Origin of the sequence: Bradyrhizobium sp. SK17, assembly GCF_002831585.1 — a bacterium.
GTDB lineage: Bacteria > Pseudomonadota > Alphaproteobacteria > Rhizobiales > Xanthobacteraceae > Bradyrhizobium.
In genome coordinates, this window is the sequence record NZ_CP025113.1 from 3671435 (window position 1) to 3692717 (window position 21283).

Consider the following 21283-nt stretch of genomic DNA (forward strand, 5'->3'; position numbering starts at 1 on the left):
GACCCGGCATCAATCGCGTGCCTCGAGCGCGTGGCCGGCGGCCCGCATCGCGGCGCGGATGATCTCGATATGCGCACCGCAGCGGCAGAGATTGTAGCGCAACGCTTCCAGCACGTCGCGCTCGGATGGATTGGGGTTGCGCGTGAGCAGCGCCTTGGTGGTGATGATCATGCCGTTGAGGCAGTAGCCACACTGTGCGGCTTGTTCTCGGATGAAGGCATCCTGCACCGGATCAGGATGTTCGCGGCTTCCGAGCCCTTCGAGCGTGACGACGTTGCGTCCCGCGCAGCCTTCGATCGGGATCACACAGGCGCGCGCGGCGACGCCGTCGATCAGCACCGCGCAGGCGCCGCACTCGCCGAGCCCGCAGCCATATTTCGGTCCGTTCAATGCGAGATCGTTGCGCAGCACGTAAAGCAATGCGGTGTCGGGAGCAGCGTCGACATCATGATTCCTGCCGTTCACGGTCAGGCGCATTGCCCCGGTTCTCCCCTGATGTTTGCGCTGCAACGTCAGCGTCAAATCGAAGTCGAGGATAACGTTTGTGTACAAACGTGCAAGCGGCGGCATGCCGCGCTGCAGCGAGTGCACGCTTTATGAACAGGGTGCGCAAGCGAATGGCAGCTTTTGATTGCAAAGGCCGCTTGACAGGTCCGGGGCTCGCGCGCAGGATCATTCGTATACGAACGATAAACACCGGAGGCGGAAGCGCAGTATGATCGACCGCCGCCACAAGTCCAGGCCTGGTCACGATGGCTGACACAATGACCGTCGCCGCCGGCGACAAGATCCGCTGCGATGCCTGTCCGGTGATGTGCTACATCAAGCCGGGCGCGGCTGGCGCCTGCGACCGTTATGCCAATCATGACGGCATGCTGGTGCGAGTCGATCCGCATGTCGTGCTTGAGCGTACCGTCTCGCATGGCGGCAAGCTGGTGCCGTTTCAGGTCAGCGGCGACTGGGACGGCAAGATCGTCCGCCAGCCCGATCTCTTCGTCACCGCGATCGGCGCCGGAACCACCTATCCGGATTACAAGCCGGCGCCGTTCATCGTGTCGTCGGAGGTCGACGGCATCGACATGGTCACCGTGGTGACCGAGGGCATTTTCTCCTATTGCGGCGTCAAGGTGAAGATCGACACCGACCGCTATCTCGGTCCCGAAACCGCGATCGTGCGCGCCGACGGCGAGGCGGTCGGTCATGTCACGACCAGCGAATATGGCTCGCAGATGCTCTCGCTTGGCGGCGTGCATCATCTGACCGGAGGCTCCAAGAAGGAAGGCCGCGTCACCTGCGACACGCTGATGGATCTCTCCAATTGCAAGGCGGTGGAGTTGATCATCGACGGCGGCGCCAGTGTGGTGGTGCAGGCGGGCAAGCCGCCGATCGTCAACGGCGTGGCGGAAGAACGCATGCGGGTCGGCTGCGGCTCGGCGACCATCGGCATGTTCGCCAAGCAGTGGCACGGCAAGGTCGATGAGGTCGTGGTGGTCGACGACCACATCACCGGCGTGCTCAGTGAGCACCAGGCCGGCAAGCTGCTCGACATCGCCGATACCGGCATCAAGATGAAGGGCAGGCGCTCGACGCCCGGCCGCTATTTCCAGGTCGCCGATCCCGGCACCGGATGGGGCGGCACCAATATCTCCGATCCGCTGTCGATCCTCGGCCCGTTCAATGCCAGGGAGGCGCGGCCCGGGCTGACCATGCTGATGGTTTCGACCACCGGCGAGCATGCGTCGTACTACGTGCTCGACGAGGCGTTGAAGCCGATCGAGACCGAGATGCCGGCCGACCTCAGGTTTTCCGTCGAACGCATCCAGGAGAATTGCGAGCCGGCGCTGTGCACCGTGCTGTTCATGGGCGGCGCGGGCGGATCGCTGCGCGCCGGCGTCACCGATAATCCGGTGCGGCTGACGCGCTCGGTCAAGGATGCGCTGACGCGCGTCACCAGCGGCGGCGCGCCGGTCTATGTCTGGCCCGGCGGCGGCATCACCTTCATGGTCGACGTCACGCAGATGCCCGCCGGCGCCTTCGGCTACGTGCCGACGCCGGCGCTGGTTGCGCCGATCGAGTTCACGATGAAGCTGTCGGATTACGCGGCGCTGGGCGGCCATATGGATTATGTCCGGCCGCTGTCGTCGCTGCGCGACAGCGCCGAGATCAAGCCGATGCCCTATCTGCCCGGGCGGCGTGCATGACGCGGCTCCCGCAAATCGCGCTTCTTCCTGACGGCAAGCGGCTGCATTTGCAGGATGGCCCGATTGATCTGGTCATCGAAGCCAAGGGCGGGGATGCGGATGTTCGATCCGCCTATCTGGCGGCGGCGGATCGCTTCACCGGACTGCTCGACGAGCTCTGCACGGAACTCGCCGAACTGCGCACCGCCGCCAATCCCGGTCGCTGCTCGCTGAAGGGCGTGGTCGCACGGCGCATGCATGCGGCGGTCGCGCCGTTTGCCGCCGACTGCTTCATCACGCCGATGGCGGCGGTCGCGGGCTCGGTTGCCGAGGAAATCCTCGGTACGATGCTGCGCACAGCGATGCTCGACCGCGCCTATGTCAACAATGGCGGCGATATCGCGCTGCATCTCGCAGACGGCGAACAGTTCACCGTCGGCTTGATGGACCGCCCGGACCGTCACGGCGTGATGCAGGCCATGACCATTGATGCAGACATGCCGGCCCGCGGGATCGCGACCAGCGGCCGCCACGGCCGCAGCTTCTCGCTCGGCATTGCCGATGCCGTCACCGTGCTGGCGCGGACGGCGTCGCAGGCCGATGCAGCCGCGACCGTGATCGCCAATGCGGTCGATTTACCCGGGCATCCTGCGATCCTGCGCGTTCCGGCCAACGAATTGCAGCCCGACAGCGACCTCGGCGAACGGCTGGTGACGCGCGACGTCGGGCCGCTGACGGACCACGAAATCGAGCAGGCGCTCGAGGCGGGTGCGGCGCGGGCGCGGATGCTCCTGACGTCGGGATTGATCGAGGGCGCAGCATTGCGTCTACTGGGCGAGACGCGGCTTGTTGGTGCAACTGGGAACGGGGCGCCGGCGTCGCATGGGTTTCAGGAACGAACGATAGAACACATGCCGCGGGCATGACCGGGAGCGAGGCAAGATGAGCGCCGTCATTCGCAAGATCGTCACCGTGGTCGAGGAGACCCATCTGGAGATGGGCAAGACCATTGCACCGCCGACCCGGCGTGCCGCCGCCATCGCCGTGATCGAGAATCCGTTTGCCGGCCGCTATGTCGAAGACCTCACGCCATTGATCGCGATTGGCGAGGAACTGGGCGACTTGCTCTCGAAGCGGGCGGTCGCCGCGCTCGGCATCGACGGCGCCAAGGCGCACAGCTACGGCAAGGCCGCGGCGGTCGGCGAGAATGGCGAGCTCGAGCACGCAGCCGCGATCCTGCATCCCAAGATGGGCGCACCGGTGCGCAAGGTGCTCTCGAAGGGGGCGGCGCTGATACCGTCGTCGAAGAAGCGCTCCGGCCCCGGCACCACGCTCGACATTCCGCTTGGGCACAAGGACGCAGCCTTCGTGCGCAGCCATTTCGACGGCATGGAAGTGCAGATCAACGACGCGCCGCGCGCCAACGAGATCATGGTCGCGGTCGCGGTGACCGACAGCGGCCGGCCGCTGCCGCGCGTCGGCGGCTTGACGGTTGATGAGATCAAGGGCGAAGACGGATTGCGATAATCTCTTTGAAGAAAAACTGGAGGATGGGATGCGTGGTTATTTCGTAGGGGCGGGATTGGCGATCGCGGTCGTGACCATGGCAACGAGCGCCATGACGACGCAGGCGGTGGCGCAGAGCGAGATCAAGATCGGCGAGATCAACTCCTATTCGCTGCTGCCGGCGTTCACCGAGCCCTATCGCAAGGGCTGGCAGCTCGCGGTGGAGGAGATCAACGCGGCCGGCGGCATCAACGGCAAGAAGCTCGTCGTCATTTCCAAGGATGACGGCGGCAAGCCCGCGGATGCGCAGACCGCGGCCAACGAACTGGTGTCGAGCGAGAACGTTGCAATGCTGACGGGGACGTTCCTGTCGAACATCGGCCTCGCCGTCAGCGACTTCGCCAACCAGAAGAAGGTGTTTTTCCTCGCGGCCGAGCCTTTGACCGACGCGATCACGTGGTCGAAGGGCAATCGCTATACCTTCCGCCTGCGTCCGTCGAACTACATGCAGGCGGCAATGCTGGTGGAGGAAGCCGCAAAGCTTCCGGCAAAGCGCTGGGCGACGATCGCGCCGAACTATGAGTACGGCCAGTCGGCGGTCGCGGTGTTCAAGAAGCTGATGTCGGAGAAGCGGCCCGACATCCAGTGGGTCGACGAGCAGTGGCCGCCGCAGGGCAAGATCGACGCCGGCCCGGTGGTGCAGGCGGTTGCCGCCGCGAACCCGGAGGCAATCCTCAACGTCACCTTCGGCGCCGACCTCGTCAAGCTCGTGCGCGAGGGCAACACCCGTGGCCTGTTCAAGGGCCGCACGGTGGTGAGCTTCCTGACCGGCGAGCCCGAATATCTCGATCCGCTGAAGGACGAAACGCCCGAGGGCTGGATCGTCACCGGCTATCCCTGGTACTCGATCAAGACGCCGGAGCATGAGGCGTTCCTGAAGGCCTACCAGACCAAGTACAACGACTATCCGCGGCTCGGCTCGATCGTCGGCTACCAGACCATCAAGGCGGCGGCGGCAATCCTCGCCAAGGCCGGCTCCACCGATCCGGAGAAGCTGATCGCGGCAGCGGAAGGCATCTCGATGTCGTCGCCGTTCGGCGAGATCACCTTCCGCAAGATCGATCACCAGTCGACACTCGGCGCCTTCACCGGCAAGACCGCGCTGAAGGACGGCAAGGGCATCATGGTCGATACCGCCTATCGCAAGGGCTCGGACTATCTGCCCAGCGATGCCGAGATCGAAAAGATGCGGCCGAAGGATTGAGGCTGCTCTGCCTGCGTAGGGTGGGTTAGCCGAAGGCGTAACCCACCACCTTGCTTAGGCGGACCGACGGCGGGTTACGCTTGCGCTAACCCGCCCTACGAGTGACGCACATGATCTCCAACGCGGACCGCCCATGGCTTTCTATGTCGTCCAGTTCCTGACCGGTCTTGCCAGCGCGGCGTCGCTGTTCCTGGTCGCTTCGGGCCTGTCGATCATCTTCGGCGTGACGCGGATCGTGAATTTCGCGCATGGCGCGTTCTACATGCTCGGCGCCTATGTCGCGTTCACGCTGACTGAGCGCTTCGCGGGCGCGTTCGGCTTCTGGGGCGGTATCGTCATTGCCGCGCTCGTCGTCGCCGCGATCGGTGTGCTGGTCGAGATGGTGCTGCTGCGCCGGATCTACCATTCGCCGGAGCTGTTCCAGTTGCTGGCGACCTTCGGTCTCACGCTGATGGTCGAGGACCTCGTGGTGCTGATCTGGGGCCCGGATGATCTGGTCGGGCGCCGCGCGCCGGGCTTCAAGGGCGCGATCGATTTCTTCGGCCAGAATATCCCGAGCTACGATCTGTTCCTGATCGTGCTCGGGCCGGTCGTGCTCGGCGTGCTCTGGCTGTTGTTCCAGCGCACCCGCTGGGGCGTGCTGGTGCGCGCGGCGACGCAGGACCGCGACATGGTCGCCGCGCTCGGCGTCAATCAGAAATGGCTGTTCACCAGCGTATTCGCGCTCGGTGTCTTCCTCGCCGCGCTCGGCGGCGCGTTGCAGATTCCGCGCGACGCGGTCAACCACGCGATGGACCTGCGCGTCATCGTCGAGGTTTTCGTCGTGGTGGTGATCGGCGGGCTCGGCAGCATCATCGGCGCCTTCGTCGCGGCGGTGCTGGTGTCGGAGCTCAATGCTTTCGGCATCCTGATCTTCCCCAAGATCTCCATCATCTTGGTGTTCCTGGTGATGGCGGTGGTGCTGATCGTTCGTCCCTGGGGCCTGTTCGGCAAGCCCGAGGCGCCGGCGCGGCGCACACCGGGTCTCACCGTCAATCCGTGGCGACCGCTGACCACGAATGAACGGCTTGCCGCGATCGCCGTGCTGATCGTCGCCGCCGCGCTACCGCTCGTCGCCGGCAATTACGTGCTCACCGTCGGCTCCGAGATCGCGATCTTCGTGATCTTCGCGATCAGCCTGCACTTCCTGATGTCGGTCGGCGGGCTCGCCTCGTTCGGCCACGCCGCCTATTTCGGCCTCGGCGCCTACGGCGTGGCGCTGCTCGCCAAGATGGCGGGCTTGCCGATGATCGCATGCCTGTTGCTCGGGCCGCTGTTGGGCCTGATGGGGGCCGCCGTGTTCGGCTTCTTCGCGGTGCAGCTCTCGGGCGTCTATTTCGCGATGCTGACCTTGGCCTTTGCCCAGATCGTCTGGTCGATCGCGTTCCAGTGGGTGTCGGTCACCGGAGGCGACAATGGTATCCTCGGGGTCTGGCCGGAGAAATGGGCCGCGAGCCCGTCGCATTTCTACTGGCTGTCGCTCGGCATCGCCGCGCTCGCGGTCGTGATCCTGCGCATCATCGTGTTCTCGCCGTTCGGCTTCGCGCTGCGCGCGACACGCGATTCTCCGCTGCGTAGCGAAGCGATCGGCATCAATGGCAAGCGAATCCAGTGGACCGCCTTCGTGATCGCGGGCACGGTCGCAGGCCTCGCCGGTGCGCTGTTCGCCTATCTCAAGGGCAGCGTCTTCCCGGACAATATGGGCATCTCGCTGTCGGTCGACGCGCTGGTCATGGTGCTGCTCGGCGGCGTCGAGACGGTGTCGGGCGCGGTGGTCGGCGCCATCGTCTACAAGGCGCTCAACATCTGGCTGGTCAGCCAGACCGACTGGTCGAAGCTCGTGCTCGGCGGCTTCGTCGTGCTGATCGTGGTTGCGTTCCCGAAGGGCATCGTCGGCACGCTGGAAGCTTTCTTGTACCGCCGGCGCAAATCGTCTTCGTCGGCGTCGCCCTTGCTCACCTCCCGCATCGAGACCGCCGAATGAGCATGGTCCCCACATTGCTGTCGGTCGAAGGCCTGACCAAATCCTATGGCGGCGTGCACGCCGTGCGCGGCGTATCGTTCGAGCTGCGCGCCGGCGAGATCCTGGCGCTGATCGGACCGAACGGTGCCGGCAAGAGCACCTGCTTCGACATGCTCAACGGCCAGAACGTTCCCGACAGCGGCCGCATCCGCGTGCTGGGCGCCGAGACCACCGGCAAGAAGCCGCGCGTGGTCTGGCGCATGGGCGTCGGGCGTACCTTCCAGATCGCCGCGACGTTCCCGACCATGACGGTGCGTGAGAACGTGCAGGTCGCGTTGGTCTCGCATGGTGGAGAGCTGTTCAATCTGTGGGCTGCGACCGCGCGTCACGCCCGCGACGAAGCCGGACGGCTGCTCGATCTGGTCGGCATGGGCGCCTATGCGGAACGGCCCTGCGGCGAGCTCGCCTATGGCGACGTCAAGCGGCTGGAGCTTGCGATCGCGCTCGCCAACCAGCCGAAGCTGCTGCTGATGGACGAGCCGACTGCCGGCATGGCGCCGCGCGAGCGCGTCGAGCTGATGCGGCTCACCGCCCGGATCGCGCGCGAGCAGTCGATCGGCGTGCTGTTCACCGAGCACGACATGGACGTGGTGTTCGAGCATGCCGACCGCATCCTGGTGCTGAACCGCGGCAGCCTGATCGCCGAAGGCTCGCCCGAGGAGGTTCGCGGCAATGCCCAGGTGCGCGCGATCTATCTCGGCGAAGGTCTGGTCTACGACGCAAGGCACCGCGAGGGAGCATCGGCATGAAGCTCACGGTGAAGGACCTCAACAGTTTCTACGGCCCGGCGCATATCCTGTTCGATATCGCGCTCGAGGTCGGCGAGGGCGAGGTGGTCGCGTTGCTCGGCCGCAACGGCGCCGGCAAGTCGACTACGTTTCGCTCCATCGTCGGCCTGGTCGAGAACCGCTCCGGCCGCGTCATGTTCGAGGGCAGGGACGTCTCCGATCTGCCGACGCATGCGATCGTGCGCGGCGGGCTCGGCTACGTGCCGGAGGAGCGGCGCATCTTCACCGATCTGACGGTCGAGGAGAATCTCGAGGTCGGCCGCCAACCGAAGCGGCCGGGCGCGCCGCAATGGGACCGCGAGAAACTGTTCAAGCTGTTTCCCAATCTCGGCGAGATGCGCGGCCGACCCGGCGGGCGCATGAGCGGCGGCGAGCAGCAGATGCTGACGATCGCGCGCACGCTGATGGGCAATCCGTCGCTGGTGCTGCTCGATGAACCGTCGGAGGGCCTGTCGCCCAAGATCGTCGAGCAGATGGTCGACGCGATCCTGGCGATGAAGCAAGAGGGCGTCAGCATCGTCGTTTCGGAGCAAAACCTGCATTTCGCCCGGCTGATCTCCGATCGCGCCTACATCATCGAGCGTGGCCGGATTTGTTTTGGCGGCACCATGGCCGAGCTTGATGCGCGTCCGGACATCCGCGATGCGCATCTGTCGCTTTAAGGGCGGAGGTTGAGACGATGGCGCGCAGTGCTGCACCGAAGCGAAGCGTGAAGGCCGCGAAGCCGGGCTATGTGCTGGATGAACAGATCGGCTTCATCCTGCGCCAGGTGTCGCAGCGCCATGCCGTGATCTTCGCCCGCGAGATCGGCATCAGCCTGACGCCGACGCAATGGGCCGCGCTGTCGAAGCTGTCGGAGGTCGGCGCGTGCTCGCAGAACCAGCTCGGACGGCTGACCTCGATGGATGTCGCGACCATCAAGGGCGTGATCGATCGCCTGACCGCGCGCGGCCTGACCGAGACAGCGCCCGATCCCAATGACGGCCGCCGGCTGCTGGTGAGTCTCACGCGCGCCGGCCAGCAGATGGCCGACAAGGCCGCGCCGAATGCGCTCGTCATCTCCAGGGAAACGCTGGCGCCGCTTGACGCCAAGGAGCGCGAGACGTTGATCGCGCTGCTGGGCAGGCTGCGGTGACGAGGAACTTCTCACCGTCACCCTGAGGAGGTCGCGAAGCGACCGTCTCGAAGGGTGGCGGCCCCGCTGCCCGTCAAGGGCCGTGCATCCTTCGAGGCACGCTTGCGCGTGCACCTCAGGCTGACGGGTCGTCCATCGCCCGCCTACTTCGCCACGATCTCCGGTATCTTGCCCGCCGGCGGGGTGTTGCGGCTGCGCTGGGTGCGGACGATGCCATCGATGATGGTCATGCCGATGCCCGGGAGATCGCCGAGCTGAACGCTCTCCAGGATGTTCTTGCCCGGCGAATGCTGCGCCCTGTCCATCAGCACGAAGTCCGCGGAGCGGCCGACCTCGATCAGGCCGCAATCGAGCTCGCGCATCCGCGCGGTGTTGCCGGTCGCAAGGCAGAACGCCAGCTCTGCCGGCAGCTCGCCGAGCGAGGACAGCAGCGAGACCATCCGCAAAATGCCGAGCGGCTGCACGCCGGAGCCGGCCGGCGCATCGGTGCCGAGGATGACGCGGTGCAGATCGCCCATCTCGCGCGCGGTGCGCAGAGTGAACAGCGCCGAGCGCTCATTGCCGTTGTGCACCAGCTCCAGCCCGCGCTTGCAGCCCTCGCAGATGCAGCGGATCTGGTCGTCGGGCAGCGCGGTGTGACCGCCATTGATGTGGCCGACCACGTCGGTGTCCGCTTCCAGCACCACGTCCTTGTCGATCAGGCCGGAGCCCGGGATCGACGGGCCACCGGTGTGGATCGTGCTCTGGATGCCGTATTTGCGCGCCCAGCCGACCATCTTGCGCGCCGTCGGCCCGTCCTTGACGCCGCCGAGCCCGACCTCGCCGAGCAGCTTGACGCCGGCGGCGGCCATTTCCTTGAAATCGTCCTCCACCATCTCGCACTCGATCACGGGCGCGCCGGCATGCACCTTTACGCCGCCGGGCCGCAGCGTCCAGAATGCGCGCTGCGCGAAGATCGCCATCGCCTTCACGCCGACCACGTCGCGCGGTCGTCCGGGCATGTGCACTTCGCCGGCGGAGATCATGGTGGTAACGCCGCCATGCAGATAGCTGTCGATCCAGTTGATCTGGTTCTGCCGCGGCGTCCAGTCGCCGGCGACCGGATGGACGTGGCTGTCGATCAGGCCGGGCGCGACCGTCGTTCCCATGGCATCGACGATCGTGGTGGCGCCTTCGGTGTCGACATCCTTGAGACGGCCGATCGCTGATATCTTGCCGTTCTCGGCGACGATGGTATCGGCGTCCAGGATCGGCTTCTCCAAAGCCCCCGACAGCAAGAGCCCGATATTGCGGATCACCAGCTTGCTGGGGCCGGTGGCCTGGGGCGCGTCGTGAGCCATGGGTGTTTTCCTTCCGTTTCTTCCGAAATTGCCCGGGAATTTGAGCGCGGCTTGACTTCTGGATCAAGCCGGATTATTCATTTGTATACGAATGATCGTATACAAACGGTCGAGCCGGTCAACGGGGTTCGAGTCCTCCGCCGCGGCACACATCAAGGGTTGGTGCGATGAGCAATTTCAACCAGGAAAGCGTCCTCAGCGTCCACCATTGGACCGACACGCTGTTCTCCTTCAAGACCACGCGCAATCCGTCGTTCCGCTTCCGCAATGGCGAGTTCACCATGATCGGGCTCAAGGTCGGCGAGAAGCCGCTGCTGCGCGCCTACAGCGTCGCCAGCGCGAACTACGAGGACACCCTCGAATTCTTCTCGATCAAGGTTCCGGACGGCCCGCTGACCTCGCGGCTCCAGCACCTCAAGCAAGGCGACGAGATCATCGTCAGCCGCAAGGCCACCGGCACGCTGGTCATCGACAACCTCGAGGACGGCCGCAACCTCTATCTGGTCGGCACCGGCACCGGCCTTGCGCCGTTCCTCAGCGTGATCAAGGACCCCGAGACCTACGACCGCTTCGAGAAGGTCGTGCTGCTGCATGGCTGCCGCCACGTCAAGGAGCTCGCTTATGGCGAGATGATCACCGAGCATCTGCCGCAGGACGAACTGATCGGCGATCTGGTGCGCGACCAGCTGATCTATTACCCGACCGTGACGCGCGATCCGTTCCGCAACCGCGGCCGCATCACCGACCTCATCACCTCGGGCAAGCTGTTCGCCGATATCGGCCTGCCGGCGCTCGATGCCGCGCATGACCGGGTCATGATCTGCGGCTCGCCGGCGCTGGTCGCCGACACCCGCACGCTGCTGAACGGCCGCGGCTTCGTCGAGGGCAATCACGGTGAACCCGCCCAGTTCGTGGTCGAGAAGGCGTTCGCCGAGCGCTGATCTTCGCGGTGGCAACCAGCCCCGTCATTGCGAAGCGTTCGCGGCAGAATAGCGAACGCAATTCTGCCGCCGAAGCGACGAAGCAGTCCATCTTCCGGTACAGCCGGGAGCAATGGATTGCTTCGCGTCGTTTGCGATCACGTGGATTGAGCTAAGGCCTGACCGCCGGCGTCTCGATCGGCATGCCGCGCGCCCGCGTCATCAGATAGAGTTCGAGCTCGACCAGCTCGGGCGAGCCGTAGTCATAGGCCTGCGCCCGGATGCCGGTGATGCAGGCGCGCAGCCGGCGCTGCAACGATCCCAGCGACTGCCATTCCAGCCGATACAGCGGATAGCCGGTCGGCTGTCCTTGCGTGATCGCGCTGCCCGCAAGCTTCTTGTTCCAATTGTCGTCGTGGCAGTTGGCGCAGCTGAGATTGAGCTGGCCCTGCCGCTGCATGAACAGCGCGTGGCCCTTCTCGACGAAAGGCGCGAGCTCTGGATCGTCGCCGGCAGCGATCGGCATTCCCCGCGATTGTTGCGCGACGAATGCGGTCAGCGCCAACAGCTCGCGGCTCTCATAGGCGTACGGCGAGGCCTGCTGGTGATTGGCACGACAGAGGTTGATCCGGCCCTCGAGGTCGACCGGCCGTTCCAGCGTCTTCTCGAAAGCGGGATAGTGCGCCGCGACCCCTTTCATGCTGACCCGCGCATCGCTATGGCAGTCGGCACACGCCTTGTCCGCCGTGCCGGCCTTGCGTTTCCACAGCGTCTCGCCGTCGAGCACGAAGAGCATGCCGGGATTGGCGGTGTCCTCGTCCTGCATCGCCTTGGTGTCGGCGCTCATGAAGCTGTAGCCGGAACGGCGCTGGTCCAGCGGAATCTCGGTGGCAAGCGCCGCGCCCGCCATCGCCGTCAGAACTGCGATGCAGGCCGCAATCCTCATTCGACCGCGATCGAAGCCTGCGCGGTCTCCGAAAACCCCTTGTCGCCGATCCACTCGAACTCGAACGTGCCGCTCTCGGTCACGGTGGTGAAGAAGGTGATGAACGGATTGGCGGCGATCGCCGGAAAAAGATCGGCGCGGAACACTTCGGTGCCGTTGAAGCGGCAGGTAAAGCTCGTGATGATGTCGCGCGGCACCACGTCGCCCGACGCGGTGTGTCGATAGCCGGTCTCCATGATGTGCGACATCAGCGTCTTGATCTCGATGACGTCGCCGCGCCTGGCCTTCCTCGGCACATTGATCAGGGCCGACGGCATCAGATCGCCTCCTCGGTGCAGGCAGCGAGCGTCACCACGACGTCTGCGGTCGCCGACCAGAACGTGTCGTCGGACAGCCGCGCGATCGCCGTGACCTTCTGGCTGTCGGCGAGGCGGATCCGGGTCGACACCTGGGCGCGCCCGGCGCCTGGTCGAAGATAGAAATTGCCGATATTCGGCTGCGGGTTCTTCTCGTTGAAGACATGAATGCTCTTCACATATGCGTCCGCGGTCATCGGGCTTTCGACGCTGACCGTCATCGGCACCGTGTTGCCGTTCTCGACCAGCGGCGGGATCTCGAGCTTGACCTTGCCGGTTCGCACATTGGCTTCGCCGACGACGTTGCGGATCGCGGCCGACTGCATGGCGGGCGTCGCGTCCGCGGGGCGCACGATGACCAGCACGGCCGCACCGCCCGTGAGGCAGAGGAACGTTCGCCGGGTGTGGTCCGAATGCGCCATCGCTCAGTCCCGTAGTGTTTCCAGATAGGCCACGATATCCTCGATCTGCTCCGCCGACAGGATCGGCTTGCCGCGCCATGCGGCGCCGACGCGCGTCAGTCCGTCGACACGATAATAGGACGGCATGATCGTTGCCGCATCGAGACGCGATGCATCGACGAGCCGGAGCCGCAACTGTCCCTCCGACCACCGCGCGCCGCTTCCGGAAAGGTTCGGCGCGAGGTCGCCCCGGAACGCCTGCTCGGGAAATGGGCCGCTGTGGCAGAGGATGCAAGTGCTGGAACGCTCGACGATCAGCGCGCGGCCGCGGGTCGCGTCGCCCTTGGTTCCCGTCAGCGAGGCTGGAATGGCATCGCCGATCACGGTGTAGGGCCGTAGCTGTTCGGCGCTGACGGGTGCACAGGCTGCGAATGCAGCCGCTGCGAGCAATGCGACGGGGGAGGGCCTAGCCAAAGGCGTCTCCCGTGATCGCCTTGAACCAGTCGGCCGCCTGATCGGCCTCGCGTTGACGTATCGTGCGGGGCGCGTCGACCGGGCTGGTGGTCACCTCCACCTCGGCGTATTGATCTTGCTTCGGCTGATAGATGCCTTTCAGCGAGAACGCGTAGCCGGGTGCGACCGTGTTGTAGCAGGCGCCATCGAGCCGCGGCGTTTCCGGCGCCTTGCCCGCGAGTGAATTGATGATCGCGGCCGCGCAGGCACGGCCTTGCGCCGCCGCGGCGGAAGCGGATTTCGGAATCCCGCCCGCGATCGCGGCATCGCCGATGACGTGGATATTGGGCACCAGTTTCGAGGCAAAGCTGACCGGATCGATCGGGCACCAGCCGGTGTGATCGGCGGCGCCGGCGATTTCGGCGATGCGGCCGGCGCGTTGCGGCGGGATCACGTTGGCGACCGCGGCGGTGTAATTGCCGAAATCGGTGACGATCTCGTTGGTCGCCGGATTGACCGATGTCACCCGTCCGCCTTGCGACAGCGCGATGCGCTCGATCATGCCAGGATAGAGTTCGCTCCACGCCTTCTCGAACAGCTTCTGCTGAGAGTAAGTGTCCTTGGCGTCGAGCACCAGGATCTTCGATTTCGGCTTCCTCGCCTTCAGGTAATGCGCGATCAGGCTGGCGCGCTCGTAAGGTGCGGGTGGACAGCGCAGCGGCGCGGCCGGCACCGCGATCACGACGAGGCCGCCATCATCCATCGCTTCGAGCTGCCTGCGCAGCAGCATGGTCTGCTCGCCGGCCTTCCAGGCGTGCGGCATCTTCTCGGCGGCGGCCTTGTCATAGCCGGGCAGGGCGTCGAAGTGCAGGTCGATGCCCGGGGCGAGGACGAGCCGGTCGTAGGACAGCGTCGTGCCATCAGCGAGCGCGATGCTGCGCGCCTGTGCGTCGACCTTGGTGGCCGCTTGCGCCGCGATCGTGATGCCGTCAGCCGCAACCTTGTCATAGGTGAACTCTTGTGCGGTGAGTTCGCGCAGGCCAGCGATCACCTCATTGCTGAGCGGGCAGGCAGTGAAAATCGCGTTCGGCTCGATCAGCGTGACCTGGAGTTTTGCATCGAGTCGCCGCAGCGCGCGCGCGCAAGCGGTGCCGCCGAAGCCGCCGCCGATCACGGCGATGCGGGCTGCCGCTTGCGCCAGCGCCGGACGCGCCAGCGCTGCCGCTGCGACGGCAGCGGCGCCACGGATCACATCCCTGCGCGTCTGATGACGCGTGACGGCCATGCGCGACAATCCGGAAAAGGGAAGCGGCGGCCACTCGGACCGCCGCCTCCGGTTTGCTCAGGCGAAGGAGATGTTCTGGTTGCGCAGCGGGAAGGAGCGGATGCGTTTTCCGGTTGCTGCGAAGTAGGCGTTGAGCACCGCCGGCGCAGCGACGCCGATGGTCGGCTCGCCGACGCCGCCCCAGAATCCGCCGCTCGGCACCATCACCGATTCCACCTTCGGCATCTCGTTGATGCGCATCGAGTTGTAGGTGTCGAAATTCGTCTGCTCGATGCGGCCGTCCTTCACGGTGCAGCCGCCGTAGAACAGCGCGCTGAGGCCGTAGACGAACGAGCCCGCGATCTGCCGCTCGACTTGCGCCGGATTGACGACGTAACCCGGATCGGTGGAAGCGACGATGCGATGCACCTTGATCTTGCTGCCGTCGGTCACCGAGATCTCGGCGGCGCCGGCAACATAGCTGCCATAGCCCATCACCTGCGCGATGCCGCGGTAGACGCCCTTTGGTGCCGGCGTGCCCCAGCCGATCTTCTCGGCCACGGCGTTGAGCACGGCGAGATGCTTGGGGTGCCTGCCCATCAGCTTGCGGCGGAATTCGAGCGGGTCCTGGCCGACGGCCTCGGCCAACTCGTCCATGAAGCATTCCATGTAGATCGCGTTGTGATTGACGTTGACGCCGCGCCAGAAGCCCGGCGGGACGTGCGGGTTGCGCATGGCATGCTCGACCAGCAGGTTCGGCACCGAATAGCCGATCGCAGCCTCGCCGGATTGGGCGACGCCCTGGAACGCGGCGGGGTCCATGCCGTTCTGCAATGCTTCCGGACGCACCGAGAACAGGATCGATTGGCCCGACAGCCGGTAGTGCAGCGCGACCAGATTGTTGTCGGCATCAAATGCGCCGGTCAGCTTGCACTGCGTGATCGGGTGATACTTGCCGTGCTGCATGTCCTCTTCGCGCGACCACAGCAGCTTGATCGGCGTGCCCGGCATCTGCTTGGCGATCGCCACCGCCTGCCGGACATAGTCGGTCATGCCGCGTCGGCCGAAGCCGCCGCCGAGCATCAGCTTGTGCACGTCGACCTTGTCCGCCGGTAGCCCGGAAGCTTCGAGCGCCGCCGCGAATGCGGCTTCGCCGTTCTGCGTGCCGCACCACACCTCGCATTTGTCCGGCGTGTAGAGCACGGTGGCGTTCATCGGCTCCATCGTGGCGTGGTTCTGGTAGGGATAGCTGTAGACCGCCTCGACCTTCTTGGCTGCGCTCGCGATCGCTGCCTTGGCATCGCCGTTCTGGTTGCCGACATAGGCCGGCTGCGCATTGTCGAGACCCTCGGCGAGCCACTTCGCGATCGTCTCGCTGGAGACTTTTGCGTTGTCGCCTTCATCCCAGACGATCGGCAGCGCATCCAGCGCGGTCTTGGCGTGCCACCAGGTGTCGGCGACGACGGCGACCGCGCTGTCGCCGACCGGCACCACCTTCTTGACGCCCTTCATGTTGGCGATCTTGGCTTCGTCGAAGCTCTTCACCTTGCCGCCGAACACCGGGCAATCCTTGATCGCCGCGTTCAGCATGCCAGGCAGCTTGACGTCGATGCCGTAGGTCATCTTGCCGGTGGTCTTGTCGACGGTGTCGAGCCGCTTCAGGCCCTTGCCGGCGATGGTCCAGTCCTTCGGGTCCTTCAGCTTGACGTCGGTCGGCGGCTCGAGTTTGGCGGCGGCTTCCGCGACCTTGCCGTAGCTCGTCGTCTTGCCCGACGGGGTATGGGTGATGACGCCGTTGGCGACCTTGCACTCCGCGGCCGGCACCTTCCACTCGTTGGCGGCGGCCTGGATCAGCATCACGCGCGCGGTGGCGCCGCCCTTGCGGACATAGTCCTGCGAGGTGCGGATGCCGCGGCTGCCGCCGGTGGAGAAATCACCCCATACGCGCTTGCGGGCGACGCTCTGGCCGGGCGTCGGATATTCCGTCGTGACCTTCGACCAGTCGCATTCGAGTTCTTCGGCGACGAGCTGGGCAAGGCCGGTCAGCGTGCCCTGGCCCATCTCGGAGCGGGCGATGCGGATCACCACGGTGTCGTCGGGCCGGATCACGACCCAGGCATTGACCTCAGGCGCATTCACTTCGGGGGCGCCGTCGGCGGCGCGCACCACGGCGGGGCCGCCGAACGGCAGATCGAGGCCGAGCGCGAGACCGGCGCCGGCGGTGGCCGTGCCGATCACGAAGGCGCGGCGGTTGAGTTTCGGCATGACGTGCTGGTTCATCACTGCCTCCTCACGCGTTCGCGGCAGCATGGATCGCCTCGCGCACCTGCTGGAAGGTGCCGCAGCGGCAGATATTGGTGATGGCGTCGTTGATGTCGTCGTCGGACGGCTTCGGGTTGTCCTTCAGCAGCGCCACGACGGCCATGATCATGCCGCTCTGGCAGTAGCCGCATTGCGGCACGTCGCTGGCGATCCAGGCGAGCTGCACCTTGTGCATCGCGCCGCCCGCCGCGAGCCCTTCGATGGTGGTGATCTCCTTGCCGGCCATTTCGCTGACCGTGACGCCGCAGGAGCGCATCGCGACCCCGTCGACATGCACGGTGCAGGCGCCGCATTGTGCAATGCCACAGCCGTATTTGGTCCCCGTCAGTCCGACATTCTCCCTGATCGCCCACAGCAGTGGCGTGTCGTCCTCGACGTCTACGTTGATCGTCTTGCCGTTGATCTTGAGGTTTGCCATCGCGTTCCCCTGAATGGTCCAATCCTCCGATTGGACTTCGGGGCGATGTTGGCCTTGAAGCTGGAACGGTTCAAATCAAGAATATGCGCTTGCAGCGCGGAAGAAACTTGAGGCTGTGGTGTTTGGTCGCGCCCCTGCGCGCCTCACATGCCTGTCATGACTTTTGCGGTGAGGCGACGGCCAGGCGCAGGAAGCTCATGACGCTGCCGAGCGCGGCGAAGCCCGCGCCCAGCGCCAGCGCCACCGTCGCGCCCTCGCGGTCGGCCAGCGCGAAGCAGAGCGCGGCGAGCGCGGCACCGGTGGTTTGCCCGGTCAGCCGTGCGGTCGCAACGATACCGCTGGCGCTGCCGCTGCGATGCGAAGGGGCGCTCGACATGATCGCCTTCATGTTGGGGGTCTGGAAGAAGCCGAAACCGATGCCGCAGATCATGGTGCGCCAGACGATGTTGGCAACGCTCGGCTCCGCCGGCAGGGTCGCGAGCAACACCATGCCGATGCCGAGCAGCAGCATGCCGATGCCGCCGAGGATGCCGGCCGGATAGCGGTCGGACAGCCGGCCGCCGATCGGCGCCATGAAGGCGACCACCAGCGGCCACGGCGTCATGAAGAAGCCGGTCTCGACCTGCGAGCGGTGCAGGATGTCCTCGAAATAAAACGGCAGCGAGACGAAGGCGAGGCCCTGCACCGCGAATGAGCAGACCGCGGTCGCGGCCGACAGCGCGAAGATCGGCCGCCGGAACAGGTCGATCGGCAGCATCGGCGCCGGATGATCGGCATGACGCCGGGTCAGGATCCAGCCGAACACCAGCGCGCCGATCAGTTCCGCGATCACCAGTGCAGGCATCGTCTTGTGGGCCGCGCTCCCGATCCCGATGATGAACAGGCCGAGGCAGGCAGTGGCAAGCGCCGCGCCGGTGAAGTCGAAACTGTGGGTGGCACGCGGCGTGGCCGGCAGTGTCTTGAAACCGATCAGCAATGCGATGATGCCGAACGGCAGGTTGACGGCGAACAGCCAGGGCCAGGTCCCGAGCGCCAGGATGCCTGACGCGATGGTCGGGCCCAACGTGAAGGCGGTCGCGACGACGAGCGCATTGTGGCCGAAGCCGCGGCCGAGCATCTTGCTCGGGTAGACGAAGCGCACCAATGCGGTGTTGACGCTCATCAGGCCGCTGGCGCCGAGGCCCTGCAAGGCGCGCGCGACCAGCAGGCTCGGCAGCGACCAGGCCAGCGCGCAGCCAAGTGACGCCAATGTGAACAGCAGCAGGCCGCCAAGATAGATCCGCTGGTGGCCGACGATCTCACCGAGCGCGCCGAGCGGCAGCAGCGTCGCGACCAGGGCGATCTGGTAGACGTTGACGACCCAGACCACCTCCGCGGGGCTGACATGCAGATCGTTGGCGATCGCGGGCAGCGCGATGTTGGCGATCGCGGTGTCGAGCGAGGCCATTGCCAGCGCCGTGAAGATCGCGGCCACAGCCCAGCGCCGTGTCTCCCAAGGCAGTCCATCGCTGATCGGCACCGTGGCGGAGCCTGACGTCGGGGTCTTTTCGAGCATGCCTGAAAATGTCTCCAGGCCGTGGTGTACTATGCCGGCATCCCGTTCCCCAGCCGCACCGCTGCATGATGCGTATGCGAAGCGGCCTTGCCCGGGCGTGCGCCGGCAGGTTGCGGTGAGGGGCGCGCAGTGGCGCAGCAAACTCGGTGTCGTCCCGGCGAAGGCCGGGACCCATACGCCGCGGCGGGCGTCGCGAGCGGGACTTGTTGTACCGGCGTTGCACGACAAGCAGCATCGGTGGTTATGGGTCCCGGCCTTCGCCGGGACGACGCCTGAGGCAGCTGTGGGGTCGCTTCAGCAGAGGCGGGCGATCCAGTACGCCGCGGCCTCTCGGTTCAAGCGCAAACGTCTCTGGAATACTGGATCGCCCGGCCGAGCCGGGCGACGACACTGAACAGGCTGTTCGACAGCTGAATTGGAATCTACTGCAGCGCCATTCCAGAGGTCTTGATCACGGTCGTCAGCTTTTGCCGATCGACCTTCATCAGCTCGGCGAGTTCGTCGAGCGACATCGGCTTGCCGGGAATGTTGGCGAGCGAGAGCTGGCGCTGTACGTCGGGGTTCTGCAACGCCTTGTTGATCGCCGCATTGATCCTGGCGAGCAGCGGGGCCGGCGTCGCGGCCGGCACGTAGATTCCGTACCAGGGCACGTAGGCCGCCTCGGCAAAGCCGGCCTCCGCGATCGTCGGGACGTCGGGCAGGTCGGGGACGCGCTTGTCGGTGAACACCGCGAGCGGCTTGACGCTGCCGGCCTTGATGTGCGGCAGAGCGAGCTCAAGCGAGACGATCTCGAAATGCATCAGGTTGGTCATCAGGTCGATCAGCGCCTGCGGCTGGCCCTTGTAGCCGACATTGGTCAGCTTGATCCCGGCGACCTGAAACAGCTTCTGCGCGCTGAGGTCGATCGACGATCCGGTGCCGGGATTGCCGAAGTTGAACTCTCCGGGCCGCTTGCGGGCCAGCTCGACGAATTCGCCGATGGTCTTTACCGGCATCGACGGATGCACCAGCGCGACGCTTTGATTCCAGACCGCGAGGCCGACGCACCTGAAATCCTTGGCCGCGTTCCAGCCGGCATCCTTGTAGAGATCGGGGTTGACCAGCAAAGCCGGGCCGGTGACGAGCCAGGTGTAGCCGTCCGGTTCGCTGCGCGCGACCGCCGCGGTGCCGATATTGCTGTTGCCGCCGGGACGCGCCTCCACCACGACGGTCTGCTTCCAGTCGCGGCCGACCTGCTCGGTCACCGCGCGCGCAACGATGTCGACGATGCCGCCGGCAGGGTAGGGCACGATGATGTGGATCGGCCGGCTCGGATAATTGTCCTGCGCCCGAGCGCCAGTGCTGCCGCAGAGCGCCGTGACGATGGCCGCGAGCAAAGCCATCGCGGTCGTGATGCCACGCATGTCGTCCTCCCCCATGTGCCGCATCGTTCGTGCGATGCGGATATTGATGCATGATCTCTGGGAAGGCGCCTCACGCGCCTCCGGATCATGCCCTAGCTGTTGGCCACCAGCGAGCGGATGCTGCGGGCGAGCCCGAGGATGCGCGGCCCGCATTCGCGCTCGATCTGCTCGGCGCTGAAGCGGAACGAGGGAATGCCGCAATTCACCGAGAGGCATTCGCCGGTCGGCGTGCGGTAGAGCGGCGCGGCGACGCCGAAGATCTCGCGCCGCCATTCGCCGAGCGAGACGGCGAAGCCGCGCTCGTTGCAGAGCTCGATGTCGGGCAGCGTGCGCCGCTCGACATAGTCGAGCTCTTCGGGACGTTCGGCCTTGACGCGGGCGACATAGGCGTCGCGCTCGTCCTTGGTGAACAGCGACAGCAGCGCGCGCCCGACCGCGGTCGGCGCCAGCGAGGAGACAAAGCCGACGTCAGGCACGTGCGGCACTGCATCCGTGGTGCGCAGCGTCTCGACATAGATGAAGTCGAGCCCGAATGGCATCGCGATCGACACCGTGCCGCCGGCGTAGGCCGCGAAGTCGCGCATCAGCGGACGCGCGAGCTGACGGACCTTGAGCTGCGACAGCACCGGATAGGCGGCGGCGAGCACGCCGAGACCGAGCACGAAGCGGCCCTTGGCGTCGCGCCTGAGATAGCCGAGCTGCTCCAGCGTGTAGGTCAGGCGCGACACGGTCGGCCGCGACAGGCCGGTGTGCTCGGCAAGCTCCGCATTCGACAGCGGACCTGCGTGGTTGCGGAACGCGGCCAACAGGTCGAGCCCGTGCGCCAGGGTGGTCGCAAAGGATGGATCGGTCTGAGGTTCGAGCGAGGACAATGCCGCCATACGAAATAATGGTCGTATTTTTGCTTATCTGTCAAGATATCGGAATGAATTTGCAAATCGTTTCGATATCGGCTTATGTCCCGTGCAAA

At 65.7% G+C, this 21283-nt stretch carries 21 protein-coding genes; 9 read left to right on the top strand and 12 right to left on the bottom strand.

The features are described 5' to 3' along the window. Window positions 1-9: 9 nt before the first annotated feature. A complete protein-coding gene (locus tag CWS35_RS16940; protein ID WP_024580801.1) occupies window positions 10-477 on the bottom strand; it encodes a (2Fe-2S)-binding protein in 468 nt (155 codons plus the stop codon). Window positions 478-752: 275 nt separating this feature from the next. Here CWS35_RS16940 and CWS35_RS16945 point away from each other — a divergent pair, with 275 nt between their 5' ends. The 8 genes from CWS35_RS16945 to CWS35_RS16980 all read left to right on the top strand — a co-directional run bounded on the left by CWS35_RS16945 (window position 753) and on the right by CWS35_RS16980 (window position 8935). Continuing rightward, a complete protein-coding gene (locus CWS35_RS16945; RefSeq protein ID WP_100952611.1) occupies window positions 753-2201 on the top strand; it encodes a 6-hydroxynicotinate reductase in 1449 nt (482 codons plus the stop codon). Next, window positions 2198-3106, top strand: coding sequence for a UPF0280 family protein (locus CWS35_RS16950; protein WP_100952612.1), 909 nt, complete (start codon window positions 2198-2200; stop codon window positions 3104-3106). The genes CWS35_RS16945 and CWS35_RS16950 overlap by 4 nt, the downstream gene beginning before the upstream one ends. 16 nt (window positions 3107-3122) lie before the next feature. Continuing rightward, window positions 3123-3707: an amino acid synthesis family protein gene (locus CWS35_RS16955; RefSeq protein ID WP_024580804.1), complete on the top strand. Its 585-nt coding sequence runs from the start codon at window positions 3123-3125 to the stop codon at window positions 3705-3707. A gap of 28 nt (window positions 3708-3735) precedes the next feature. Beyond that, complete coding sequence (locus CWS35_RS16960) at window positions 3736-4950, top strand: ABC transporter substrate-binding protein (protein ID WP_100952613.1); 1215 nt, start codon at window positions 3736-3738, stop codon at window positions 4948-4950. A 133-nt stretch (window positions 4951-5083) separates the two neighbouring features. Then, window positions 5084-6973 (top strand): ABC transporter permease, encoded by a 1890-nt coding sequence (locus tag CWS35_RS16965; RefSeq protein ID WP_100952614.1) that lies wholly within the window; start codon window positions 5084-5086, stop codon window positions 6971-6973. After that, a complete protein-coding gene (locus CWS35_RS16970) occupies window positions 6970-7761 on the top strand; it encodes an ABC transporter ATP-binding protein (protein ID WP_100952615.1) in 792 nt (263 codons plus the stop codon). Before CWS35_RS16965 ends, CWS35_RS16970 begins: the two co-directional genes overlap by 4 nt. After that, window positions 7758-8462, top strand: a complete 705-nt coding sequence (locus CWS35_RS16975) for an ABC transporter ATP-binding protein (protein WP_024580808.1) — start codon at window positions 7758-7760, stop codon at window positions 8460-8462. The genes CWS35_RS16970 and CWS35_RS16975 overlap by 4 nt, the downstream gene beginning before the upstream one ends. Before the next feature lie 17 nt (window positions 8463-8479). Continuing rightward, entirely contained in the window at window positions 8480-8935 is a 456-nt protein-coding gene (locus CWS35_RS16980) for a MarR family winged helix-turn-helix transcriptional regulator (RefSeq protein ID WP_100952616.1), read from the top strand. 143 nt (window positions 8936-9078) lie between these two features. Here the strand turns inward: CWS35_RS16980 and CWS35_RS16985 are convergent, their stop codons facing one another. After that, the gene (locus CWS35_RS16985) at window positions 9079-10275 is read right to left on the bottom strand and encodes an amidohydrolase family protein (protein ID WP_024580810.1); all 1197 of its coding nucleotides are present in this window, start codon (window positions 10273-10275) and stop codon (window positions 9079-9081) included. A gap of 167 nt (window positions 10276-10442) precedes the next feature. On the opposite strand from CWS35_RS16985, the gene CWS35_RS16990 reads away from it, so the two are divergent. Next, complete coding sequence (locus CWS35_RS16990) at window positions 10443-11216, top strand: ferredoxin--NADP reductase (RefSeq protein WP_100952617.1); 774 nt, start codon at window positions 10443-10445, stop codon at window positions 11214-11216. 151 nt (window positions 11217-11367) lie between these two features. On the opposite strand, the gene soxA is transcribed toward CWS35_RS16990, so the two are convergent. From soxA to CWS35_RS17040, 10 genes are all read right to left on the bottom strand, one after another. Continuing rightward, window positions 11368-12141 (bottom strand): sulfur oxidation c-type cytochrome SoxA, encoded by a 774-nt coding sequence (gene soxA, locus CWS35_RS16995; RefSeq protein ID WP_100952618.1) that lies wholly within the window; start codon window positions 12139-12141, stop codon window positions 11368-11370. Next, the gene (gene soxZ / locus CWS35_RS17000) at window positions 12138-12458 is read right to left on the bottom strand and encodes a thiosulfate oxidation carrier complex protein SoxZ (RefSeq protein WP_100952619.1); all 321 of its coding nucleotides are present in this window, start codon (window positions 12456-12458) and stop codon (window positions 12138-12140) included. The genes soxA and soxZ overlap by 4 nt, the downstream gene beginning before the upstream one ends. Continuing rightward, window positions 12458-12919, bottom strand: coding sequence for a SoxY-related AACIE arm protein (locus CWS35_RS17005; RefSeq protein ID WP_100952620.1), 462 nt, complete (start codon window positions 12917-12919; stop codon window positions 12458-12460). Before CWS35_RS17005 ends, soxZ begins: the two co-directional genes overlap by 1 nt. Before the next feature lie 3 nt (window positions 12920-12922). Next, entirely contained in the window at window positions 12923-13372 is a 450-nt protein-coding gene (gene soxX, locus CWS35_RS17010) for a sulfur oxidation c-type cytochrome SoxX (RefSeq protein WP_371682854.1), read from the bottom strand. After that, a complete protein-coding gene (locus CWS35_RS17015) occupies window positions 13365-14636 on the bottom strand; it encodes an NAD(P)/FAD-dependent oxidoreductase (RefSeq protein WP_100952622.1) in 1272 nt (423 codons plus the stop codon). The genes soxX and CWS35_RS17015 overlap by 8 nt, the downstream gene beginning before the upstream one ends. A 57-nt stretch (window positions 14637-14693) precedes the next feature. Continuing rightward, the gene (locus CWS35_RS17020; protein WP_100952623.1) at window positions 14694-16895 is read right to left on the bottom strand and encodes a molybdopterin cofactor-binding domain-containing protein; all 2202 of its coding nucleotides are present in this window, start codon (window positions 16893-16895) and stop codon (window positions 14694-14696) included. Between the two features lie 10 nt (window positions 16896-16905). After that, window positions 16906-17355: a (2Fe-2S)-binding protein gene (locus tag CWS35_RS17025; protein WP_100952624.1), complete on the bottom strand. Its 450-nt coding sequence runs from the start codon at window positions 17353-17355 to the stop codon at window positions 16906-16908. Between the two features lie 154 nt (window positions 17356-17509). Continuing rightward, the gene (locus CWS35_RS17030; protein WP_100952625.1) at window positions 17510-18910 is read right to left on the bottom strand and encodes an MFS transporter; all 1401 of its coding nucleotides are present in this window, start codon (window positions 18908-18910) and stop codon (window positions 17510-17512) included. Window positions 18911-19332: 422 nt separating this feature from the next. Beyond that, entirely contained in the window at window positions 19333-20313 is a 981-nt protein-coding gene (locus CWS35_RS17035; protein ID WP_157817176.1) for a tripartite tricarboxylate transporter substrate binding protein, read from the bottom strand. A gap of 92 nt (window positions 20314-20405) precedes the next feature. After that, on the bottom strand, window positions 20406-21194 hold the full coding sequence (locus CWS35_RS17040) for an IclR family transcriptional regulator (protein WP_024580821.1): 789 nt from the start codon (window positions 21192-21194) through the stop codon (window positions 20406-20408). Between the last annotated feature and the right edge of the window lie 89 nt (window positions 21195-21283).